The organism is Actinoallomurus rhizosphaericola, assembly GCF_024055675.1.
In the GTDB taxonomy this organism is placed as follows: Bacteria; Actinomycetota; Actinomycetes; order Streptosporangiales; family Streptosporangiaceae; genus Actinoallomurus; species Actinoallomurus soli.
The window spans coordinates 235,145-253,086 of the sequence record NZ_JAMXMW010000002.1; the positions used below are offsets into that span (position 1 = coordinate 235,145).

Annotated in this window: 16 protein-coding genes; 4 read left to right on the forward strand and 12 right to left on the reverse strand. The window is 71.1% G+C overall.

Annotated elements, in window-relative coordinates; translation table 11 throughout:
* Positions 1-483: 483 nt before the first annotated feature.
* The 5 genes from NE234_RS05020 to NE234_RS05040 all read right to left on the reverse strand — a co-directional run bounded on the left by NE234_RS05020 (position 484) and on the right by NE234_RS05040 (position 5,872).
* Positions 484-1,791 carry a PhoH family protein gene (locus NE234_RS05020; protein WP_252777655.1) on the reverse strand — a complete coding sequence of 436 codons (1,308 nt, stop codon included), beginning with the start codon at positions 1,789-1,791 and terminating at the stop codon, positions 484-486.
* A gap of 162 nt (positions 1,792-1,953) precedes the next feature.
* Positions 1,954-2,715 carry an isoprenyl transferase gene (locus NE234_RS05025; RefSeq protein WP_252777656.1) on the reverse strand — a complete coding sequence of 254 codons (762 nt, stop codon included), beginning with the start codon at positions 2,713-2,715 and terminating at the stop codon, positions 1,954-1,956.
* A 35-nt stretch (positions 2,716-2,750) separates the two neighbouring features.
* Positions 2,751-3,377, reverse strand: a complete 627-nt coding sequence (locus tag NE234_RS05030; RefSeq protein WP_252777657.1) for a hypothetical protein — start codon at positions 3,375-3,377, stop codon at positions 2,751-2,753.
* Between the two features lie 141 nt (positions 3,378-3,518).
* A complete protein-coding gene (locus NE234_RS05035; protein WP_252777658.1) occupies positions 3,519-5,054 on the reverse strand; it encodes a phosphoenolpyruvate carboxykinase in 1,536 nt (511 codons plus the stop codon).
* A 293-nt stretch (positions 5,055-5,347) separates the two neighbouring features.
* Complete coding sequence (locus tag NE234_RS05040) at positions 5,348-5,872, reverse strand: hypothetical protein (RefSeq protein ID WP_305886660.1); 525 nt, start codon at positions 5,870-5,872, stop codon at positions 5,348-5,350.
* A gap of 114 nt (positions 5,873-5,986) precedes the next feature.
* On the opposite strand from NE234_RS05040, the gene NE234_RS05045 reads away from it, so the two are divergent.
* Positions 5,987-7,516 carry a DHA2 family efflux MFS transporter permease subunit gene (locus NE234_RS05045; RefSeq protein WP_252777659.1) on the forward strand — a complete coding sequence of 510 codons (1,530 nt, stop codon included), beginning with the start codon at positions 5,987-5,989 and terminating at the stop codon, positions 7,514-7,516.
* Positions 7,497-8,114, forward strand: a complete 618-nt coding sequence (locus tag NE234_RS05050) for an acyl-CoA-like ligand-binding transcription factor (RefSeq protein ID WP_252777660.1) — start codon at positions 7,497-7,499, stop codon at positions 8,112-8,114. The genes NE234_RS05045 and NE234_RS05050 overlap by 20 nt, the downstream gene beginning before the upstream one ends.
* 118 nt (positions 8,115-8,232) lie before the next feature.
* Here NE234_RS05050 and NE234_RS05055 read toward each other — a convergent pair whose 3' ends face one another.
* Together NE234_RS05055 and NE234_RS05060 are read right to left on the reverse strand one after the other, a co-directional pair.
* Positions 8,233-9,390, reverse strand: coding sequence for a C40 family peptidase (locus NE234_RS05055; RefSeq protein WP_252777661.1), 1,158 nt, complete (start codon positions 9,388-9,390; stop codon positions 8,233-8,235).
* Positions 9,391-9,669: 279 nt separating this feature from the next.
* The gene (locus NE234_RS05060; RefSeq protein ID WP_252777662.1) at positions 9,670-11,655 is read right to left on the reverse strand and encodes a thioredoxin domain-containing protein; all 1,986 of its coding nucleotides are present in this window, start codon (positions 11,653-11,655) and stop codon (positions 9,670-9,672) included.
* 225 nt (positions 11,656-11,880) lie between these two features.
* On the opposite strand from NE234_RS05060, the gene NE234_RS05065 reads away from it, so the two are divergent.
* Positions 11,881-12,258 (forward strand): hypothetical protein, encoded by a 378-nt coding sequence (locus NE234_RS05065; RefSeq protein WP_252777663.1) that lies wholly within the window; start codon positions 11,881-11,883, stop codon positions 12,256-12,258.
* Positions 12,259-12,360: 102 nt separating this feature from the next.
* On the opposite strand, the gene NE234_RS05070 is transcribed toward NE234_RS05065, so the two are convergent.
* Positions 12,361-13,125: an MBL fold metallo-hydrolase gene (locus NE234_RS05070; RefSeq protein ID WP_252777664.1), complete on the reverse strand. Its 765-nt coding sequence runs from the start codon at positions 13,123-13,125 to the stop codon at positions 12,361-12,363.
* A 184-nt stretch (positions 13,126-13,309) separates the two neighbouring features.
* Between NE234_RS05070 and NE234_RS05075 the strand changes: the two genes are divergently transcribed.
* Positions 13,310-13,858, forward strand: coding sequence for a hypothetical protein (locus tag NE234_RS05075; protein WP_252777665.1), 549 nt, complete (start codon positions 13,310-13,312; stop codon positions 13,856-13,858).
* A gap of 187 nt (positions 13,859-14,045) precedes the next feature.
* Here the strand turns inward: NE234_RS05075 and NE234_RS05080 are convergent, their stop codons facing one another.
* From NE234_RS05080 to NE234_RS05095, 4 genes are read right to left on the reverse strand one after another with little or no spacing between them, the layout of a single operon-like run.
* Entirely contained in the window at positions 14,046-14,666 is a 621-nt protein-coding gene (locus NE234_RS05080; RefSeq protein WP_252777666.1) for a hypothetical protein, read from the reverse strand.
* An 18-nt stretch (positions 14,667-14,684) separates the two neighbouring features.
* Positions 14,685-15,962: an ABC transporter permease gene (locus NE234_RS05085; RefSeq protein WP_252777667.1), complete on the reverse strand. Its 1,278-nt coding sequence runs from the start codon at positions 15,960-15,962 to the stop codon at positions 14,685-14,687.
* The gene (locus tag NE234_RS05090; protein WP_252777668.1) at positions 15,959-16,696 is read right to left on the reverse strand and encodes an ABC transporter ATP-binding protein; all 738 of its coding nucleotides are present in this window, start codon (positions 16,694-16,696) and stop codon (positions 15,959-15,961) included. Before NE234_RS05090 ends, NE234_RS05085 begins: the two co-directional genes overlap by 4 nt.
* Positions 16,693-17,907: an efflux RND transporter periplasmic adaptor subunit gene (locus tag NE234_RS05095; RefSeq protein WP_252777669.1), complete on the reverse strand. Its 1,215-nt coding sequence runs from the start codon at positions 17,905-17,907 to the stop codon at positions 16,693-16,695. Before NE234_RS05095 ends, NE234_RS05090 begins: the two co-directional genes overlap by 4 nt.
* Between the last annotated feature and the right edge of the window lie 35 nt (positions 17,908-17,942).

Genomic DNA, 17,942 nt, shown 5'->3' on the forward strand with positions numbered 1-17,942 from the left:
GGCCGTGAGGCTCCGTGCCGTCTTGTCGATCGTCTCGCCCGGGGGACCCGAAACGGTCTCCGTACAAGGCGGTCCTTCCGACGGTCGCACGCGCATGGGCACGCGTACGAGTGCCTTCACCCCCGGTGCCGTCGCGGTCTCCGGCGCGGCACCCGCGGCGGGCAGGCCCTCCCAGGCTTACGGCGCGGAGGACGCGCCGGGACCGGGGGGTGTCCCGCAGGAGTGCTTACGGCGGACCACACTGCATTAAGACGGGGGGTACTCCGCAACCGGAACGGCGTGACTGATCTCACGCCCAATCACGCCACAGTGGACACAGGCCCCCGAATACCCACGTCAATCACGAGTTCGTCAGGTATCACGATCGTTATGTGACGTTGGTCACACCATGACGTTTCCGACCTGGACGGTGACGGTCCGTGACGAAAATCGGGGCTCCCCCGACGAATGCGAGGGAGCCCCGGTGTCGTTCGATCGGCCGGATCAGACGCCGACGTCGCCGAGCGTCTCCGTCACGAGAGCGGCGATCGGCGAGCGCTCGGACCTGGTCAGGGTCACGTGGGCGAACAGCGGGTGGCCCTTGAGCTTCTCGACCACCGCGACGACGCCGTCATGGCGGCCGACGCGCAGGTTGTCACGCTGCGCGATGTCGTGGGTGAGCACCACACGCGAGCCGGTGCCGATGCGCGACAGCACGGTCAGGAGCACCCCGCGCTCCAGCGACTGCGCCTCGTCGACGATCACGAACGAGTCGTGCAGCGAACGGCCGCGGATGTGGGTCAGCGGCAGCACCTCGAGCATGCCGCGGTCGAGGACCTCCTCGATGACCTCGGGCGTGGTCATGGCCGAGAGGGTGTCGTACACCGCCTGGCCCCACGGCGACATCTTCTCGTTCTCGGTGCCGGGCAGGTAGCCGAGTTCCTGCCCGCCGACCGCGTACAGCGGCCGGAAGACCACGACCTTGCGGTGGCTGCGGCGTTCGAGGACGGCCTCCAGGCCGGCGCACAGCGCCATCGCCGACTTGCCCGTACCGGCCCGCCCGCCGAGCGAGATGATGCCGATGTCCTCGTCCATGAGCAGGTCGAGCGCGACGCGCTGCTCCGCCGACCGCCCGCGCAGGCCGAACACCTCCCGGTCGCCGCGCACGAGCTGTACGGACTTGTCGGGCATCACGCGCCCGAGGGCCGAGCCGCCGGTCGAGATCAGGCGCAGACCGGTGTGGCACAGCAGGTCGCGCGCCTCCGCGAGCTCCAGCCGACCGGCGTCGTACAGCTCCTCCAGCTGGTCCGCGGCGACCTCGAGCTCCGCCATGCCGGTGTGACCCGTCTCGATCACCGACTGGGCGCGGTACTCCTCCGCCGCCAGGCCGACCGAGGCGGCCTTCACCCGCAGCGGCAGGTCCTTGGACACGAGCACGACGTCGTGCCCCTCCTGGGACAGCGACAGCGCCACCGTGAGGATCCGGGTGTCGTTGTCGCCGAGCCGGAAGCCGGCCGGCAGGACCGACGGGTCGGAGTGGTTGAGCTCGACTCGGACCGTTCCACCCTCGTCACCGATCGGCAGCGGCTCGTCCAGACGCCCGTGGGCGACCCGCAGGTCGTCCAGGGTTCGGAGGGCCTTCCGCGCGAAGTAGCCGAGCTCCGGGTGGTGGCGCTTGGCCTCGAGTTCGGTGATCACGACGATCGGCAGTACGACCTCGTGCTCGGCGAACCGGGTCAGCGCCCCGGGGTCGGCGAGCAGAACGCTGGTGTCGAGGACGTACGTGCGCCGGGTGGCGGCAGGTGTGGCCACTCGTTCTCCTTCGGGCACCTGCCCAGGCGGGTCGCCTGGGAGAGCGCCCTTTCCTCGGGGGGACCTGATACGACGCTAGGCCGGGGGAACCGCCCGAGAACAGACGCGCACCGAGTGGTCGACCGGCCGAAACCGGTCGTTCGGGAACGCTCTACAGAGGGTTCACGAACCGTAGCGCCGATGCCGCGCGGCGTAGGAACGAATCGCCCGCAGGAAGTCGACCTTGCGGAAGTCAGGCCAGAAGGCCTCGCAGAAGTAGAACTCCGAATGGGCGCTCTGCCAGAGCATGAAGCCGGAGAGGCGCTGCTCTCCCGACGTCCGGATGACCAGGTCCGGGTCGGGTTGGCCGCGGGTGTACAGATGCTCCGCGATGTGCTCCACATCGAGGAACTCGGCCAGTTCCTCGATGCTGGTGCCCCTGCTCGCGTGTTCGTGCAGGAGTGAGCGCACCGCATCAGCGATCTCACGTCTACCTCCATACCCAACCGCGACGTTCACAATCAGGCCAGGAGCGTCAGATGTGCTTTCGGCGGCCTGCTTCAGTACACGTGCGGTTTTGTCGGGCAGGAGGTCGAGCGCTCCGACCGGCTGGACGCGCCAGCCCTGTGTGGCCAGGTCCTCCACGGTCTTCTCGATGATCGCCAGCAGCGGATCCAGTTCCTGCGCCGGCCGGGACAGGTTGTCGGTCGACAGCAGCCACAGCGTGACCACCTCGACGCCCGTCTCCTGGGACCACTGCAGCAGTTCGGAGATCTTGTCCGCGCCCCGCTGGTGCCCGGTGGCGACGTCGCTGTGCCCCATCGATCGCGCCCACCGGCGGTTGCCGTCGAGGATCACTCCGATGTGGCGCGGTGCGGTGTTCGGGCGGAGCCTCGTCTCAAGCCGTCGTTCGTAAAGCTTGTAGACCAGGTCCCGCAAGCCCATGTGCTCGCACCTTCTTCGTCGACGACGCCGGGGGATCAGCAGTCAATTATCGCCCCAGACGGGGCATGCCGGGCGCTTACCGGTGAACTCGCGAGAACGTCTCGGTAATCGGCGCCCACGAGCCGTGCCTCGGCCACCAGGGCCGTCAGGAAGCCGGCGAGCTCCGCCGAGGTCAGGACGGCGCGGACGCCGTGGCCGTCCGGTCCCCACGCCTCGACGACGGCGCGCCGGGACCGCCGCCACTCCCCTCCGTGGTGGTCGGGGGCGGAGAGCCAGGTGCACGACGTGCGCAGTGTGCACCGCAGTTCGGCGGTGCCGGGCGTGTCCGCGCGGTCCCGCCGCCGGAACGCGAACAGCTCGGGCTCCCGTGCGGCGAGGCCGTGGTCCTCCCGGGCACCCGGCGCCGTGGCGGCCGGCGGCTCGGGGAACCGATCCGCCTGATCGGGCCAGGCCCGCGCCACCGGCGAACCGTCGACGCGGACGTCGGCGATCTCGCGGGCGAGCGTGGCCAGGGAGTACCCGCAGCGCTCCCCCACCACGCCGAACGAGCGGCCGTCGCACCGCAGTTCGAGCGTGACCTCGTACGGGGCGCCCGCCCGGTCGCGGACGGGAACCATGATCACCTCGAGCCGCGACCCGTCGACGCAGCGTAGTTCTCCCACATGGGTAAGCGTAGATTGCTCGTTTGCTCCAGATCGAGACGTCGCGCGATGCTTGACCCGACGCTGACCCGTGCGGGCCGGGCGTGAAACGCCCCGGCGGCGGGTGTCCCGCCGCCGGGGCGTACCCATCCCCGAGCTGGCTCAGCCGATCGACTTGACGATCGCCTCGTCCAGTCCGGCGAAGGATGAGAGGTATTCCCGCCGCTCGGCTTTCAAACGCTCGACCATGGCGTCGTACTCCTCCAGCCGGCCCTGCCGCTCGTAGAGCCGCCGGGGCTGGAGGATCTCGAGGTCGTCGATACCCGGTACGGACGACGCGATCTCGTACCCGAAGTCCGGGTCGTCCTCCCACTCGATCGTGCCCTCGACGATGGCCTGCACGATCGCCGACGAGTGCGGGATCTTGACCTTCTTCGCGCGGTCGTCGCCCTCGCCGCCGCCGACGCGGCCCGTGTTGAGGACGAACACCTTCAGCTCGTGGCTGTCGAGGAGCTCGAGCATCCGGTTCCCCATGTCGGCCATGTCCCGCGGGAAGAACGGGTTGGTCCCGGGCACCCGCAGGAACTTGCCCTCCTCGTCCTTGCCGCCGGCGCTCGTGCCCGTGGTCTCGCCGAGCATGAAGTACGCGGCCGCCTGCGCCCGGTCGAGCCGGGCCACGCCCGGGACGATGTTCTCGTTGCGGTTGAGGATCAGCAGGAACTCGGCGGGCTCCACCTTGTCGGCCGGCCACGGGTCGACGTACTTGAACGGCCAGGTGGTCCTGCCGTTCTTGGTGTAGGAGGTGTCGAAGAAGTCGACCTTGCCGTCCGCGTCGACCGAGACGTTCTCGAGGTAGGCGTCGGGCTTCACCGTGGCGTGGTAAATGGTCGGCTCGAATTCCGGATCCAGACCGAAGGTCTTGGCGAAACAGCCGTTCTCGGTCGTGTAGACGCGGCCCCCCGGCATCAGGGCGATGAAGTCGTCCTGCACGGGTTTGCTGCCGAGCTGGGTCGTGAAAGTCGTCGTCGTCTTGCCGGTGCCGGACAGGCCCACGATGAGCACCGTCTTGTTCTCACCGTCCACCGGGATCACTTTGCAGCCCGCGTGCAGGGAAAGGCCGCCGCGCTCATAGACGATGTTGTTCCACATCCGCAGGCCGCCCTTCTTGGACTCACCGAAGTAGTCCGAATTGAAGACCCGCGTGATGTCGGCATTGAGGTCGACCGCGATGAGCCGGTCGTTCGGGTATCCCTCCATCGGGAGGTTCGGGGTGTACACCACCGTGGTGTCGGGCTCCCACGTCGCCGGGTCGTAGTCCTCGCCGACCGGGTAGTAGAGCTGCTTCTGCATGCCGGCGATGTTGGCGTTCGCGGCCTCGATGACCAGGCGCGCCCGCGTACGGAAGTCGGGGTCGCTGCCGATGTAGCCGTCCACGACGACGACGTCGCGTCCGGCGAGGTACTCGTCCTGCGCGGCGGCGACGCGGTCGTACTCCGCCCGAGTGATCGTCTGCTTGGTGGTGTTGGTCGAGTCGTCCACGATGTAGGTGGACTTGGCGCTCCGGCTGTCCACGCGGGCCTTGACGACCACGTTGCCGAACTCGGTCACCTTGGAGTTGGGCATCTTCTCGGTGAGTTCGCGCAGCCGGGCCGCGGTCGGATTCCACTCGACCGACCCGGCCTTGACCTCATACGCCACGATCGCTCCTTCGCACGGGGACACCCGATGGTAGATGTCGGGATTTCGTGAGTGTACCCACACGCAGCAATTTGAACATCCCCCGGCAAAGTGATCTCAACCGCAGGGAAGGTCGCTATCGGAGCATTGGTTTAGACCTTTGGATTAGACCACTGGATTAGACCTTTGGCCTAGACCGGGTCTGCAATTCTTGTCCCTTGTTTCGAGTATGTTTCGACTTTCTCGATTAAGGCGCCCGGAAGACGGGCCTTCCCAGGGGCGCCGGGCGACCGGACGAGGACGCCCCGCCACGGTCAGACCTGCGGGCCGGCGGCCCGCGCGCGCTCGACGTGCAGCAGCGCGTCCCGCAACTCGGCCAGCCACTCGTCGGCGTTCTTGCCCACGAGGCGGACGCACCAGGCGAGCGCGTCGCTCCGGCTGCGCGCCACCCCCGCGTCGACCAGCGTGTCGAGGACCCTGCGCTCCGGCTGGCGGAGCCTGGTCATCACCGGCACCGACAGCGTGGTGAACATGACCTTCTCGCCGCCGCACTCCACGCCCCAGGAGACCTTACGGGCGAAGCGGTGCTCGGCCTCCCGCGCGATGTCGACCCGCTGCTCCCGGGTGTCCTCACGGAAGCGCTGGACCAGCCCGGCGACCGCCTCGGACCGCTCCGCCTCGGAGGCGCCCTCGGCGACGTCGGGCTCGGCCAGCCGGCCGATCACGCTGATCTCCTCACGGTCGAGGACGACGCGAGGCGGCCCGTCGAACCACTCCGCGGGCAACCTGCCGCCGAACCACTCGCGGAGCTTTCCCTCCGCGCTTTCCGTCGTAGCCATGTAATCATGATTACACGACTTCACCGGCCCGCCAAGGGTTTCCGGGGGTTGACAGCAGGGCCATAGTGATAGTTACTTTCATTTCAGTGTCACAACCGTTAGGGAGTCACTGTCATGACCTCACTCGGCCGCCGGCGGTGGTGGGTGCTGGGTGCCCTCGTCGTCATCCTGCTCGCCGTCGGCCTCGACCTCACGGCGCTCAACGTCGCCCTTCCCACGCTGTCCGCGCAGCTCGACGCGGGAACGAGCGCACTGCAGTGGATCGTCGCCTCGTACACGCTCGTCTCGGCGACCCTCCTGATCCCCGCGGGTCTGATCGGCGACCGGTACGGCCGCAAGAGGACGCTGCTGGCCGGCCTGGCGTTGTTCCTCGCCGGCTCGCTCCTCGCCACCCTGGTCTCCAGCCCCGCCGGGCTGATCACGGCCCGCACGCTCATGGGCGTCGGCTCGGCGGCCATCACGACGCTGGCCATGTCGGTGCTGCTCGTCGTATTTCCGTCCGAGGAGCGGCCGAAGGCCCTCGGAGCCTGGGCCGCCGCGTCCTTCCTCGGCCTTCCGCTCGGGCCGATCATCGGCGGTTACCTGCTCGACCACTTCTGGTGGGGGTCGATCTTCCTGATCAACATCCCCGTCTCGGCGGTGGCCCTCGTCCTGGGCCTCATCCTGATCCCGGAGTCCCGGTCCTCGTCCGCGCCCCGGCCGGACTTCACCGGGCTACTGCTGTCGACCGGCGGCCTGGTCGCCCTCGTGTACGGCACCATCCAGGAGGACGAGTACGGCTGGTCGAGCCCCGGCGTGTGGGGCGTGATGGCCGCCGGCGCGCTCATGCTCGTCGCCTTCGTCGCGTGGACCCGGCGCGTCGCCCACCCGCTCGTCGACCTGCGTCTCTTCGCCGACCGGCGGTTCACCGGCGGGGTCCTGCCCGCCACGCTGCTGACATTCGCGATGTTCGGCGTCCTCTTCGTCGTCCCGCAGTACTTCCAGGCGGTGCTGGAGACGACCCCGATGGGATCCGGGCTACGGCTGCTGCCCCTCATCGGCGGCCTCATCGCGTCCTCCCGCCTCGGCGCCCCGCTCGTCAAGCGGATCGGCCCCCGCCTCACCATCGTCGCGGGCGCCCTGCTGGTCATCGCCGGGATGCTCCTCGGGGCGACGACCACCGCCGGATCGGGCTACGGCCTCGCGGCCGCCTGGCTGACGGTCGCGGGCCTCGGGATGGGGCTGATGCTGCCCGCCTCGATGAACGCCGCCATGAGCGCCCTGTCGGCCGAACAGGCGGGCGTCGGGTCCGCCGTCCTCATGACCGTCCGCCTGGTGGGAGGGGCGTTCGGCGCCGCCGTGCTGGGCAGCCTGCTGTCGTCCGGTTACCGCGGGCGCGTGGACGTCACCGGGCTTCCGCCCACGGCGGCCCACACGGTCCGGGACAGGGTCGGGGGCGGCATCGTGGTCGCCGGGCGGCTGCACGAGCCGCGGCTCCTGCACTCGGTACGGGCGGCGTTCACCCACGGTATGGACCTGACGCTCCTGGCGGGGGCCGGGATCATGGCGGTCGCCGCGCTGCTCGCCCTGATGCTGCTTCCGCGTCGAGGTGCCGATGAGCCCGCGGGTAACGGACAATCGACGCATGAGTACGTCTCCGCTTGAACGATCCCTCGAACAACGCCTCGGCCTGCGGGAACGGAAGAAGCTGAAGACCCGGCGGTCCATCCAGGAGCACGCGCTCCGGCTCTTCCAGGACCAGGGGTACGACGCGACGACCGTCGAGCAGATCGCCGAGGCCGCGGAGGTGTCCCCCAGCACGTTCTTCCGTTACTTCCCGACGAAAGAGGACACGGTCCTCACCGACGAGTACGACCCGTTCATCCTCGAGGCCTTCCGCGCGCAGCCTCCCGAGTTGTCCCCGGCAGAGGCGCTCCGCAACGTCCTCCACGACCTCATCGGCGACATGCTGGCCTCCGACCGGCAGCGGATCCTCGACCGGAGCCGCCTGATGCTGGCCGTCCCGGCCCTGCGCGCACGTCAGTGGGAGCAGACCCGGGAGACCCAGGACAGGATCGTCGAGGCCCTCGCGGACCGGCTGGGCCGCCCCGCCGGCGACTTCGAGCTGCGCGCGTTCGGGGCCGCGGTCATCGCCGTGTGGGAGACGGCGATCCTGGCCTGGGTGGAGGACGACGGCGAGGACGACATCCTGGAGCTGCTCGACCGCGGCCTGGACTACCTCACCGCCGGCTGCCCCCTCTGACGTAACCGTCCGTCAGGCCGCATGCGGCACGATCGACACCACGAGGTCGGCATCGAGCGCTTGCGCAAGACGTTCGAGCAGGCCGATGGTCGGAGTAGCGCCACCGGCCTGGCTCGAGTCAGGCCTTGGTGGCGGCGAGTTGGGGGTTGACGCGGATGGCGCCCCAGAAGTTGGTCAGGTAGACGTCCTGGATCTGGATCAGGGTGCCGGTGTGCCGCGCGACGACCATCTTGCCGTTGCCGAGGTAGATCGCGATGTGCGAGACGCCGTTGAACGTCGGGTCGTTCTTCCAGGTCAGCAGGTCACCCGGCTGGGCCTGGCTGTACGGCAGCCGCCAGCCGGTGAACGCCTGGATGTCGGCGGTCCGCGGCATCTTGATGCCGGCCTGGGCGAAGGCGTACTGGACGAGGCCCGAGCAGTCGTAGCCGCCCTCGCGGTCGGACTCGCCGCCCCAGACGTACGGCATGCCGATCTTGGACTCGGCGGCCCGGATGACCGTGGTGACCTGCTCGGCCGTCATCACGCGGCCCGGCGCGCCCGAGGTGCCGCCGGGGACGGTCGGGCCGTCGAACCGCGACTCCAGCGTGGCGGTCTTCGTGCCCTTGGGCAGCAGCTTGTCCAGCTGCTTGCGGAGCTTGGCGAGGTTCGCGTGCGGGGCGCTGATGAGCAGGGCGTTGCCGGACGGCATGCCGATCGTCTGCGCGGTGTAGTGCGAGACCACGGCGTCGACCTGGTCGATGCCCATCGTGGCGTACGCGCCGACGCGTACGGACGTCTGGTGGTCTTTTCCGCCGATCTGGGTCTGGGACGCCAGCGGGATGCCGCCGTCCTGCCCCATCGTGAAGGAGATCGCGACGTCGCCGCCCGCGATGTTGTTCCACAGGGCGTCGGACTTGGCGCTCGCCTCGGGGGTGTAGGCGCGGAAGGTCGACGGCTCGACGCCCAGCACGCCCACGCGCTTGCCGCCCACGAAGGCACGGGCAGCGTCGACGACCTCGACGGCTTTGACGCCCTTCGTCTGGCGGACCTTCTCGATCGCGTCGGCGGGCAGCGTCTGCGCGGAGGCGACCAGCAGGTGCGGCGTGATGGTCTTCTGCAGCGCCGCGACGTGGTAGCTCGTGCTGTCCGCCGCGGCCACGTAACCCCCGCCGGGGAGCCGCAGGGCCGGCGGGTGGGGGAACGGCCCGGCGAGCACCATCGCCATGTCCGCGGCGATGGTCGTGGCCAGTGAAACGCCAACGACCGTCGGAAGCATGCGGCGTCTCGCCCAGCGCACGGCGCCCTCCCTCGTCCCCAGTGCGGTTACGACTATGACCTACGACGGCGATGGTCGTCTAGACGCTCATATGCCGCATAGGCCACTCGCGTTCGCCCGTTGGCAGGCGGGCGCTGTTCTGAGGTAACACGTCCGTAAAGCAAAGATCAAGCCCGCGGCCGGATCTTTATTGACAGGAATTCCAATGAGCGCCCGCTGGGAGGCCGCTCACCGCCCGGATACCGCCCGCCGGGGGCCGTCACCGCCCGTCCCGAGGACGGCCCGCCCGCTCGGGGTCGCTCACCGTCCGGAGGCGGCCCGGATCTGTTCCTGGAGGGCGCCGACCTCGGTGACCGGGAGCCGGCAGGTGAAGTCGCGGCAGACGTAGGCGGCGGGACGCCCGTCGACCGGCGCCCGGCCGTCCAGCAGCGGCACCCCGGAGCCGACGGCGACGACCGCGGGCAGCGGGCTGAGCAGCGCGGCGCGGTGCAGGTCCCGCGTGCGCGGGTCCTCGACCGGACCCGCGACGGCGATCTCCAGCGGACCGGCGAGGGCCGCCTCGGCGACCGCGAGCCCCCAGCCCGCGAAGCGGGAGTGGCGCTGCGCCAGCGGCGTCACGGGGCCGAGGGCGGCCAAGGCGGCCTCCCGGTGCCGGGCCGAGCCGGTGAGCGCGGCGTAGGACAGGAGCGCGCCCGCCGCCGCGAACCGGCCGGACGGCGTCGCGTTGTCGGTCGGGTCCTGCGGGCGCTTCCACAGGCGCTCGGCGTCGTCCGCGGTGTCGTAGAAGCCGCCGCGCCCGTCGGCGAAGCGCTCCAGGACGACGTCGAGCAGCTCGCCGGCGAACCGCGCGTGGCCGGCCTCGCCGGTCACGCCGTACAGCGCGATGAGCCCCTCGGCGAGGTCGGCGTAGTCCTCCAGGACCCCGGCGTTGGTTCCGGCGCCGCCGGCGCGCGAGGTCCGCAGCAGCCGCCCGTCCCGCCAGTGAGTCTCCCGGAGCAGCCGGACCGCCTCCTCAGCGGCGGTCACGAGGTCCGGCCGGTCGAAGTACGCGCCGCACTCGGCCAGCGCCGCGACCGCCAGGCCGTTCCAGGCGGCGACGACCTTGTCGTCGCGGCCCGGCGGAACCCGCCGGGACCGCGCCTCCAGCAGCGCGGCACGGATCCGCGCGTACCGCTCGGCGTCGCCGGCGTCCGCGCGCAACTGCAGGACGGAGGCCCCGTGCTCGAAGGTGCCCGCCTCGGTCACGCCGAACAGCTCCGCGGCGTACGCCCCGTCCTCCTCGCCGAGCACCTCGGTCAGCTCGCCGGGCGTCCAGACGTAGTAGGCGCCCTCCTCGGGGCGGCCCTCGGCGTTCTCGCTGTCGGCGTCCAGGGCGCTGGCGAACCCGCCCTCCGGCGTGCGCAGCTCCCGCAGCATCCAGTCACAGGTCTCCAGGGCGATCCGGCGTGCGAGCGGAGCGCCCGCCAGCCGCCACCAGTGGGCGTACACGCGGGCCAGCAGGGCGTTGTCGTACAGCATCTTCTCGAAGTGCGGCACCACCCAGCGGGCGTCGACCGAGTAGCGGGCGAACCCGCCACCGAGCTGGTCGTACATGCCGCCCCGCGCCATCGCCTCCAGCGTGCCCTCGGCCATCGCGAGGCCGTCGCCGCCGCGCGCGGCGTGGCGCAGCAGGAACTCCAGCACCATCGACGGCGGGAACTTCGGCGCCGTGCCGAACCCGCCGTTCGCCTCGTCGTACGTCCGCGCCAGGTCCCGTACCGCGGCCTCCGGCACGTTCGGCGCCGGGGCGCCCTCGCCGCCGAGCGCGGTCTGCCCGGACAGGGCATCGACGACCTTCTGCCCCTGGGCGATCACGTCGTCGCGCTTGTCCCGCCACGCCTGCGCCACCGCCCGTAGGAGCTGCTGGAAATGTGGTTTCGGGAAGTACGTGCCGCAGTAGAACGGCTCGCCGCCGGGCGTCATGAAGACGGTCATCGGCCAGCCGCCCTGGCCCGTCATCGCCTGGGTGGCCTCCATGTACACCGCGTCGACGTCGGGACGCTCCTCGCGGTCCACCTTGACGCTGACGAACAGGTCGTTCATCAGCCGCGCCGTCCCCTCGTCCTCGAAGGACTCGTGCGCCATCACGTGGCACCAGTGGCAGGCGGCGTAGCCGACGCTCAGCAGGATCGGCACGTCCCTGCGGCGCGCCTCCGCGAACGCCTCGTCCCCCCACGGGAACCAGTGGACGGGATTGTCCGCGTGCTGCAGCAGGTACGGGCTGGTGGCGTCCTTGAGTCGATTCATCGTGGGTCCCGCCGTGGTCGGTGCGTCCGTGCGTCCGGGTCCGGGACGGCTTCGCCGCGCCCCGCCCGGTCAGTGGGTGTGGTCTTCCGTCTCACGCGTCACCTGCCCGGGCAGCCGACCGTGAATCCTCACACCGTACCCATGCCGCCTTGCGCGGTCGCCGGTGCGGATCTCGCAGAGGACTTAACCTGTCGGCAGGGTAGGACAACGGTCGGAGCGTGCACAGTGGATCCACTCTCGGTCTCGGCGCTCGTCACTCTCTTGTCGAAGATCTTCGACGGCGCCACCGGCAAGGTCGGTGAGCAGCTGTGGGACGACCTCACCTCGGTCGTACGGCGGGTGTTCGGCCGCCGCAGCACCTCGGTCGAGGCCGCCAAGCGTCTCGGTGAGCGCCCCGGCGACCTCGACGCGACGCGGGCGCTGGCAGAGGCGCTCATCGCCGACTCCGCGCGCGACCCGCAGGGGGCGGCGCAGATCCGCCACTGGGTCGCCCGCGCCGAACACGCCCTCGCCGCGGAGGGGTCGGTGACCAACACCATCGACGGCTCCGTCACCGGAAACGTCGTCCAGGCCCGCGACATCCGCGGCGACATCACCTTCTGACCGCCCGCCTGCGGCCGGTCGGCTCGTTCCGGTGTACGCGGCCGGTCAGCGATCCGGTCCGGCGCCACCGCGCAGCCGATGCTCCGGAGGCCGGGCGCGGCGCTATGCGGTCAGGTTGGTGAAGGGCTCGGCGAAGTGGGCCGTGGCCAGGGTGCCGGAACGTTCCCGGACCCGCTCCAGCAGCGCCGCGCGGGTGGCTGCGGCGCGTTCGGGATCCTCGTCGTGCGCGTAGCGGATGGCGGGGTTCACCAGCTGCACCGGGTGGTGCAGGACGTCGCCGCTCAGCACCAGCGGGCCGACCTCCACCGACTGGTGTCCCGGCGTGTGGCCGGGGGTGGGCACCACGGTGATCCCTGAGGACATCTCGAGGACGCCGTCGATCACTTCGAGTGCGTCGCCGAGCGGGCGTACGACCTGCTCCAGCACGGGACCGCGGACCCAGTCCAGCTCGGCGCGCTGGATGAGGTACCGCGCGTTGGGAAAGGCGGGGACGCCGTCGACCACCGCGCCGCCGGCGTGGTCGCTGTGCAGGTGGGTGAGCACGACCGCGTCGACGTCCTCCGGGCGCAGTCCGGCGGCGGCGACCTCGGCCATGAGCGCGCCGGGCACGGGCGCCCACGAAGCCGCGGGCGCGTCCACCCCGCCGACCCCGGTGTCGACGAGGATCGCCCGGCCGGTCGTGTCGCGCAGCAGGTGGCAGTGGAAGTGCAGCACCCACTCCTCCCGGCCCACCGCCGCCCAGTCCTCCGCGGTCGCGCCGAGGAACGTCTCGTCGAGCGGCCGGCGCAGCGCGGAGCCCATCGGGCCGACCGCGTCGCACAGCGGGATCACCTCGACCCCCGTGAAGGTCTTCGGCGGATGGGGCATCGGCGGGCTCCCGGGAGGCGGCGGCAGGGGTCAGGCTCGCACGATAGCGAGGACCGGACGCAGGGCGTCGCGGGTGTCGCCTGCCGGGCGGCACGGTGACCGTCCGCGCGACGGCCGCATCGTGGAGGAACCTTTCAGCCACGCCGAAGCCAGGTTCCAGGAAGATCGGCCATCATCGCGGGCCATGCGAATCCTCCATGGCGGAGCGATGCTGGTCTCGGCGGCCGCGCTCGCCGTCTGCGCCGGCTGCGGATCCTCCGGTGGCAAGACGGCCGCCTCACCCTCCGGATCGGCCGGCGCGTCGGGCGCCGGCGGTTTCGCGGCGTACGCCGCCTGCCTTCGCCGGCACGGCGCCGACATTCCGACGACCCGCCCCAGCGGGCGGCCCTCCGGCACGCCGGGACAGCGGGGCGGCGGGTTCGGCCGCGCCTTCGGCAACGTGAGCCAGGCGGCGCGGGACGCCTGCCAGTCGCTCGCCCCGCAGGGACAGCGTCGGGGCATGCAGGAGTTGCAGGCGTTCCGCAGTTGCCTCAAGGACCACGGCGTGACGCTCCCGACCCCGACGCCCGGTGCCGTGCGCTCGCCGGGCGCGAACCGTACGCCGGGCGCCCGTCCGTCTCCGGGCATGCGCTACCTCGGCGGGCTGAAGACGTCCGATCCGAAGGTCGCCGCGGCGCTCAAGACCTGCAAGCCGCTGCTTCCGAGCTTCTCCCCCCGCCCCGCGGCGAGCTGAGCCGTACGGCCCGGCTTCCGTCTCCGTACGGACCCGCTCCGGGTCTCCGCGTCGCACGGCCCAGCATTGGTGGCCCCGTCGTACGGGCCCGTCCGGGTCCCCGCGTCGTACGGCACCGTGCCGTACGAACCACGTCGGCCCCTGTGCCCGCTCGGGAGAGAGCGGGCACAGGGGCCTGCGGCGGTTCTCAGGGGCTTTGCGTCACCGTGGTGGCCGTGACGTCGCCGTCCTGGCCCGGCGTGCCCTGGACGACCACGGAGGCGCCGGTCTTGAGGTCCTTGACCTTGGCGTTCTTGGTCACCGAGACCTTCGTGGAACCGGTGGTCTTCACGCGCACGATCCCATTGGCGGTCTGAACGTAGATGATGTCGCCGTCGACGAGCTTGACGGTGCCGGTGGTCCCGCCACCGGGAGCCGCTCCCGTACCGAAGCCGTTACCCGCCGCTCCGCCCCGGCCGGTGGCGCCGCCCTGCGCGCCTCCGCCGAAGGCGCCGGCACGGCCGCCCGCACCGCCCAGGCCGGGGAAGCCGGCCCCGCCCTGGCCGCTGCGGGAGAACTGCGGGAATCCCGCCGCGGTCTGCTTCTTCCCCCAGTGCTTGTCCGCCTGCACACCGCCGACGAAGCCGGCGACGATCAGCACGCCCGCGGCCAGGGCCATGGTGGCGGAGGGGAGCCGGCGCTCCTTCCGCGGTTCGGCGGCCGCCAGCTCCTTCGCGAGGTCGCCCTCGAACGGTGAGGTGCGCAGCAGTTCTTCCGGCGGCACCTCGTCGACCGGTGCGTCGCTGCCCTTGCGCCGTGTTCCAGGCACAGTCTCTCCCTAGGGGTGCTATTCGTGGCGAAGTGCTTCGATCGGCCGGAGCTTGGCCGCGCGGTTGGCCGGATAGCTGCCGAAGAACAGCCCGATGGCGACGGACACGCCGAGCGCCAGCGCGATCGAGCTCGGCACGATCACGGGCTGCACTCCCACCACCGTGAACTGGCTGCCGATCACGCCCGCGGCGACCCCGAGCAGCCCGCCGAGGAGGCTGAGGACGGTGGCCTCGACGAGGAACTGGCCGAGGATCGCGCCCTTCGGCGCGCCGATGGCCTTGCGGATGCCGATCTCGCGGGTCCGTTCGGTGACGGTGACGAGCATGATGTTGGTGATGCCGATGCCGCCGACCAGCAGGCTGATGGCCGCGACCGCGCCGAGCAGCACCGTGAACGTCCGGCTGCTACTGCTGATCGCCGACTGCAGGCTCGCCTGGTTGAGGATCTGGAAGTCGGCGGTGTTGGACCCGGTGATGTCGTGCCGCTGGTTCAGGATGCCCGTCACCTCGGACTGCGCGGCGTCCACCGTCTTCGGGGACTTGGCCTGCACGACGATCTGGTTGAGCGCGCCGTAGCCGGTCAGGCTCTGCTGCACGGCCGGCAGCGGCGCGATCGCGACGTCGTCGGCGTCCTGGAATCCGGACGAGCCCTTGGTCTTCAGCACCCCCACGACGGTGAAGTTCACGCCGCTGACGGTGATCTGCCTACCGAGCGGGTCGACGGTGCCGAACAGGTCCTCGGCGACCGTGTTGCCGATCACCACGACCTTGCGGTCGTTCAGGACGTCGTCGTCGGTGAAGTACGCGCCCCGGGCCACCGGGTCGTTGGACGCCTCGAAGTACGCCGGGTAGGTGCCGACGAACTGCTGGATCGCGTGGGCGGTCCCCTCGTACGTCGCGTTCGCCGACGACGCGGTCACCACGGGCGAGACGCTCTTCACCGAGGGAGCGCTCTTCGCGTCGGCCAGCGCGCGGGCGTCGTCGACGGTCAGGCTCTTGGCCTGCGCGCGGGGCCCGGTCTGCTGGGCGGCTCCCCCGACCCCGCGCAGCAAACGGGCGAACCCGCCGCCACCCCCGCCGCCGCCGCGACCGCCCGACGTGGACGGCATGACGGTCAGGGTGTTGGTGCCGAGGCGTTCGATGTTCTTCTGCACCTGCTGGGACGAGCCGTTCCCGACCGCGACCAGCATGATCACCGCTCCGACGCCGATGAGGATGCCGAGGGTGGTGAGGCCGCTGCGCAGTTTGTTGGCGGCCAGGCCGCGCAGGGCGAACCTGAGGACTTCCAGCGTCATGGGTGCCGCACCCCCGTTCCCATCGGCCCGGGCGGCGGGCCGGCCACGGGCGCCGCGCGCCGGTCCTCGACGATGCGGCCGTCGACCAGCCGGATCACCCGCTTGGCGCGGGCCGCGACGTCGTCCTCGTGGGTGATCAGCACGATGGTGCGGCCGTCGGCGCTGAGCCGGTCGAGCACGCCCAGGACGTCCTCCGTGGAGCGGGTGTCGAGGTTGCCGGTGGGCTCGTCGGCCAGCAGGAGCGCCGGTGAGGTCACCAGCGCGCGGGCGACGGCCACGCGCTGCTGCTGGCCGCCGGACAGCTCGTTGGGCTCGTGGCCGACGCGGTCGGCGAGGCCGACCTGCGCCAGCGCGGCCAGCGCCCGCCGTCTCCGCTCCACCGCCTTGACGCCGCCGTACGCCAGCGGCAGTTCGACGTTGGCCAGGGCGCTCATCCGGGGGATCAGGTTGAAGGACTGAAACACGAACCCGATGCGCCGGTTCCGCAGGACGGCCAGCCGCCGGTCGTCGAGCGCGCCGACGTCCAGGCCGTCGAGGAGATAGCGGCCACCGCTGGGGACGTCGAGGCAGCCCAGGATGTTCATCAGGGTCGACTTGCCGGAGCCGGAAGCGCCCATGATCGCCACGTAGTCGCCCTGGTCGACGGTGAGGCGGACCCCGCGCAGCGCGTGCACCGCCGTGTCCCCGGTCCCGTACACCTTGGTGACGTCCTGGACGTCGAGGACGGTCGTCACCCCCGGCCTCCGCCGCGAGCGCCGCCGCCGAGGCCGCCACCGACACCGCCGCCGCCGCCGGGGAAGCGGCCCGCGGGGAATCCCCCGGTGCCCGAGGTCGAACTGACCGCGATCAGGACCTGGTCCCCCTCCTTGAGCCCCGAGGTGATCTCGGTCCCCTGGTCGCCCTGGACGCCGGTCTGCACGACCCGGAGGACCTGCTTGCCGCTCTCCAGCACGGTCACGGTGCTGCGTCCGCCGGCGGTCCGTACGGCGGCGGTCGGAACGTACAGCACATTCTCCGCCCGCGCGGTCGTCACCCGCACCGAGGCGGTCGCGCCGATGCGCAGGCCGGCGGGCGGGTCGCTGAGCGAGACGGTGACGCCGTACTGCACGACGTTGTTCGAGGTGGTCGCGGTCTGGTCGATGGCGGTGACCTTGCCGGACGCCTGGGCGTTCTGGACGGCGTCGAAGGTCACGGTCGCCTGCTGGCCCTTCTTGAGCTTGGCGACGTCGGCCTCGGTGAAGTTCCCGGTGACCACGAGCTTGGAGGTCTCGGCGATCGTCATGAAGCCGCCGCCGGAACCGCTCGACGAGCCCGCGGAGCCGGCCGAACCCGACGAGCCGGCGGACCCGCCACCGCCACCGCCACCGCCGCCACCGCCGCCCGAACCGCTGGAGCCCGCCGAGCCCGAGGACGAGCCGCCGGACGAGCCGCTCGAACCGCTGGACGATCCGCCGACGGTGCCGTTGACCGAGATGACGGTTCCGCTGAAGGGGGCGACGAGCTCGGTGCCGTCGAGAGCGCGCTTGGCGCTGTTGTACGACGCCTTCGCCTGCATGTAGGAGGAGTAGCCCGAGGCGGTCGACGTGTCGCCGGCCTCGGCGGCGTCCAGGGCGGCCCGTGCGGCCTCGAGGTCGTCACGGGCGCCCGCGTCGTCGACGGTGGCGAGCACCTGGCCCTTCTTGACCTTGTCGCCGACCTGAACGTTGATCTTGTCGACCGTGCCGCTGGTCGCGAAGGAGAGGTCCTGGGAACGGGCGCTGGCGACCGTGCCGGAGGCCGAGACGGAGGCGACGACCGTGCCACGGCTGACCTGGACGGTCCGGCCCGGGGACGACGCGCCCGCGTCATCGCTCAACGAGAAGTACGCGACCCCGGCCCCGCCCACGAGCAGAACGGCCAGAGCGCCGTTGATGAGCACGCCACGGCGTCGGAGGAGGGATTTCACTCGCCACAGGGTCCCGGAACCTGCTTGGGCGAACC

Coding starts and splice junctions, on each gene's coding strand:
- NE234_RS05025 (WP_252777656.1), bottom strand. CDS start 2,715: ATGGGCTTGCGGGACCTGGTCTACAAGCTTTACGAACGACGGCTTGAG.
- NE234_RS05040 (WP_305886660.1), bottom strand. CDS start 5,872: ATGGCTACGACGGAAAGCGCGGAGGGAAAGCTCCGCGAGTGGTTCGGC.
- NE234_RS05045 (WP_252777659.1), top strand. CDS start 5,987: ATGACCTCACTCGGCCGCCGGCGGTGGTGGGTGCTGGGTGCCCTCGTC.
- NE234_RS05050 (WP_252777660.1), top strand. CDS start 7,497: ATGAGTACGTCTCCGCTTGAACGATCCCTCGAACAACGCCTCGGCCTG.
- NE234_RS05060 (WP_252777662.1), bottom strand. CDS start 11,655: ATGAATCGACTCAAGGACGCCACCAGCCCGTACCTGCTGCAGCACGCG.
- NE234_RS05070 (WP_252777664.1), bottom strand. CDS start 13,125: ATGCCCCATCCGCCGAAGACCTTCACGGGGGTCGAGGTGATCCCGCTG.
- NE234_RS05075 (WP_252777665.1), top strand. CDS start 13,310: ATGCGAATCCTCCATGGCGGAGCGATGCTGGTCTCGGCGGCCGCGCTC.
- NE234_RS05085 (WP_252777667.1), bottom strand. CDS start 15,962: ATGACGCTGGAAGTCCTCAGGTTCGCCCTGCGCGGCCTGGCCGCCAAC.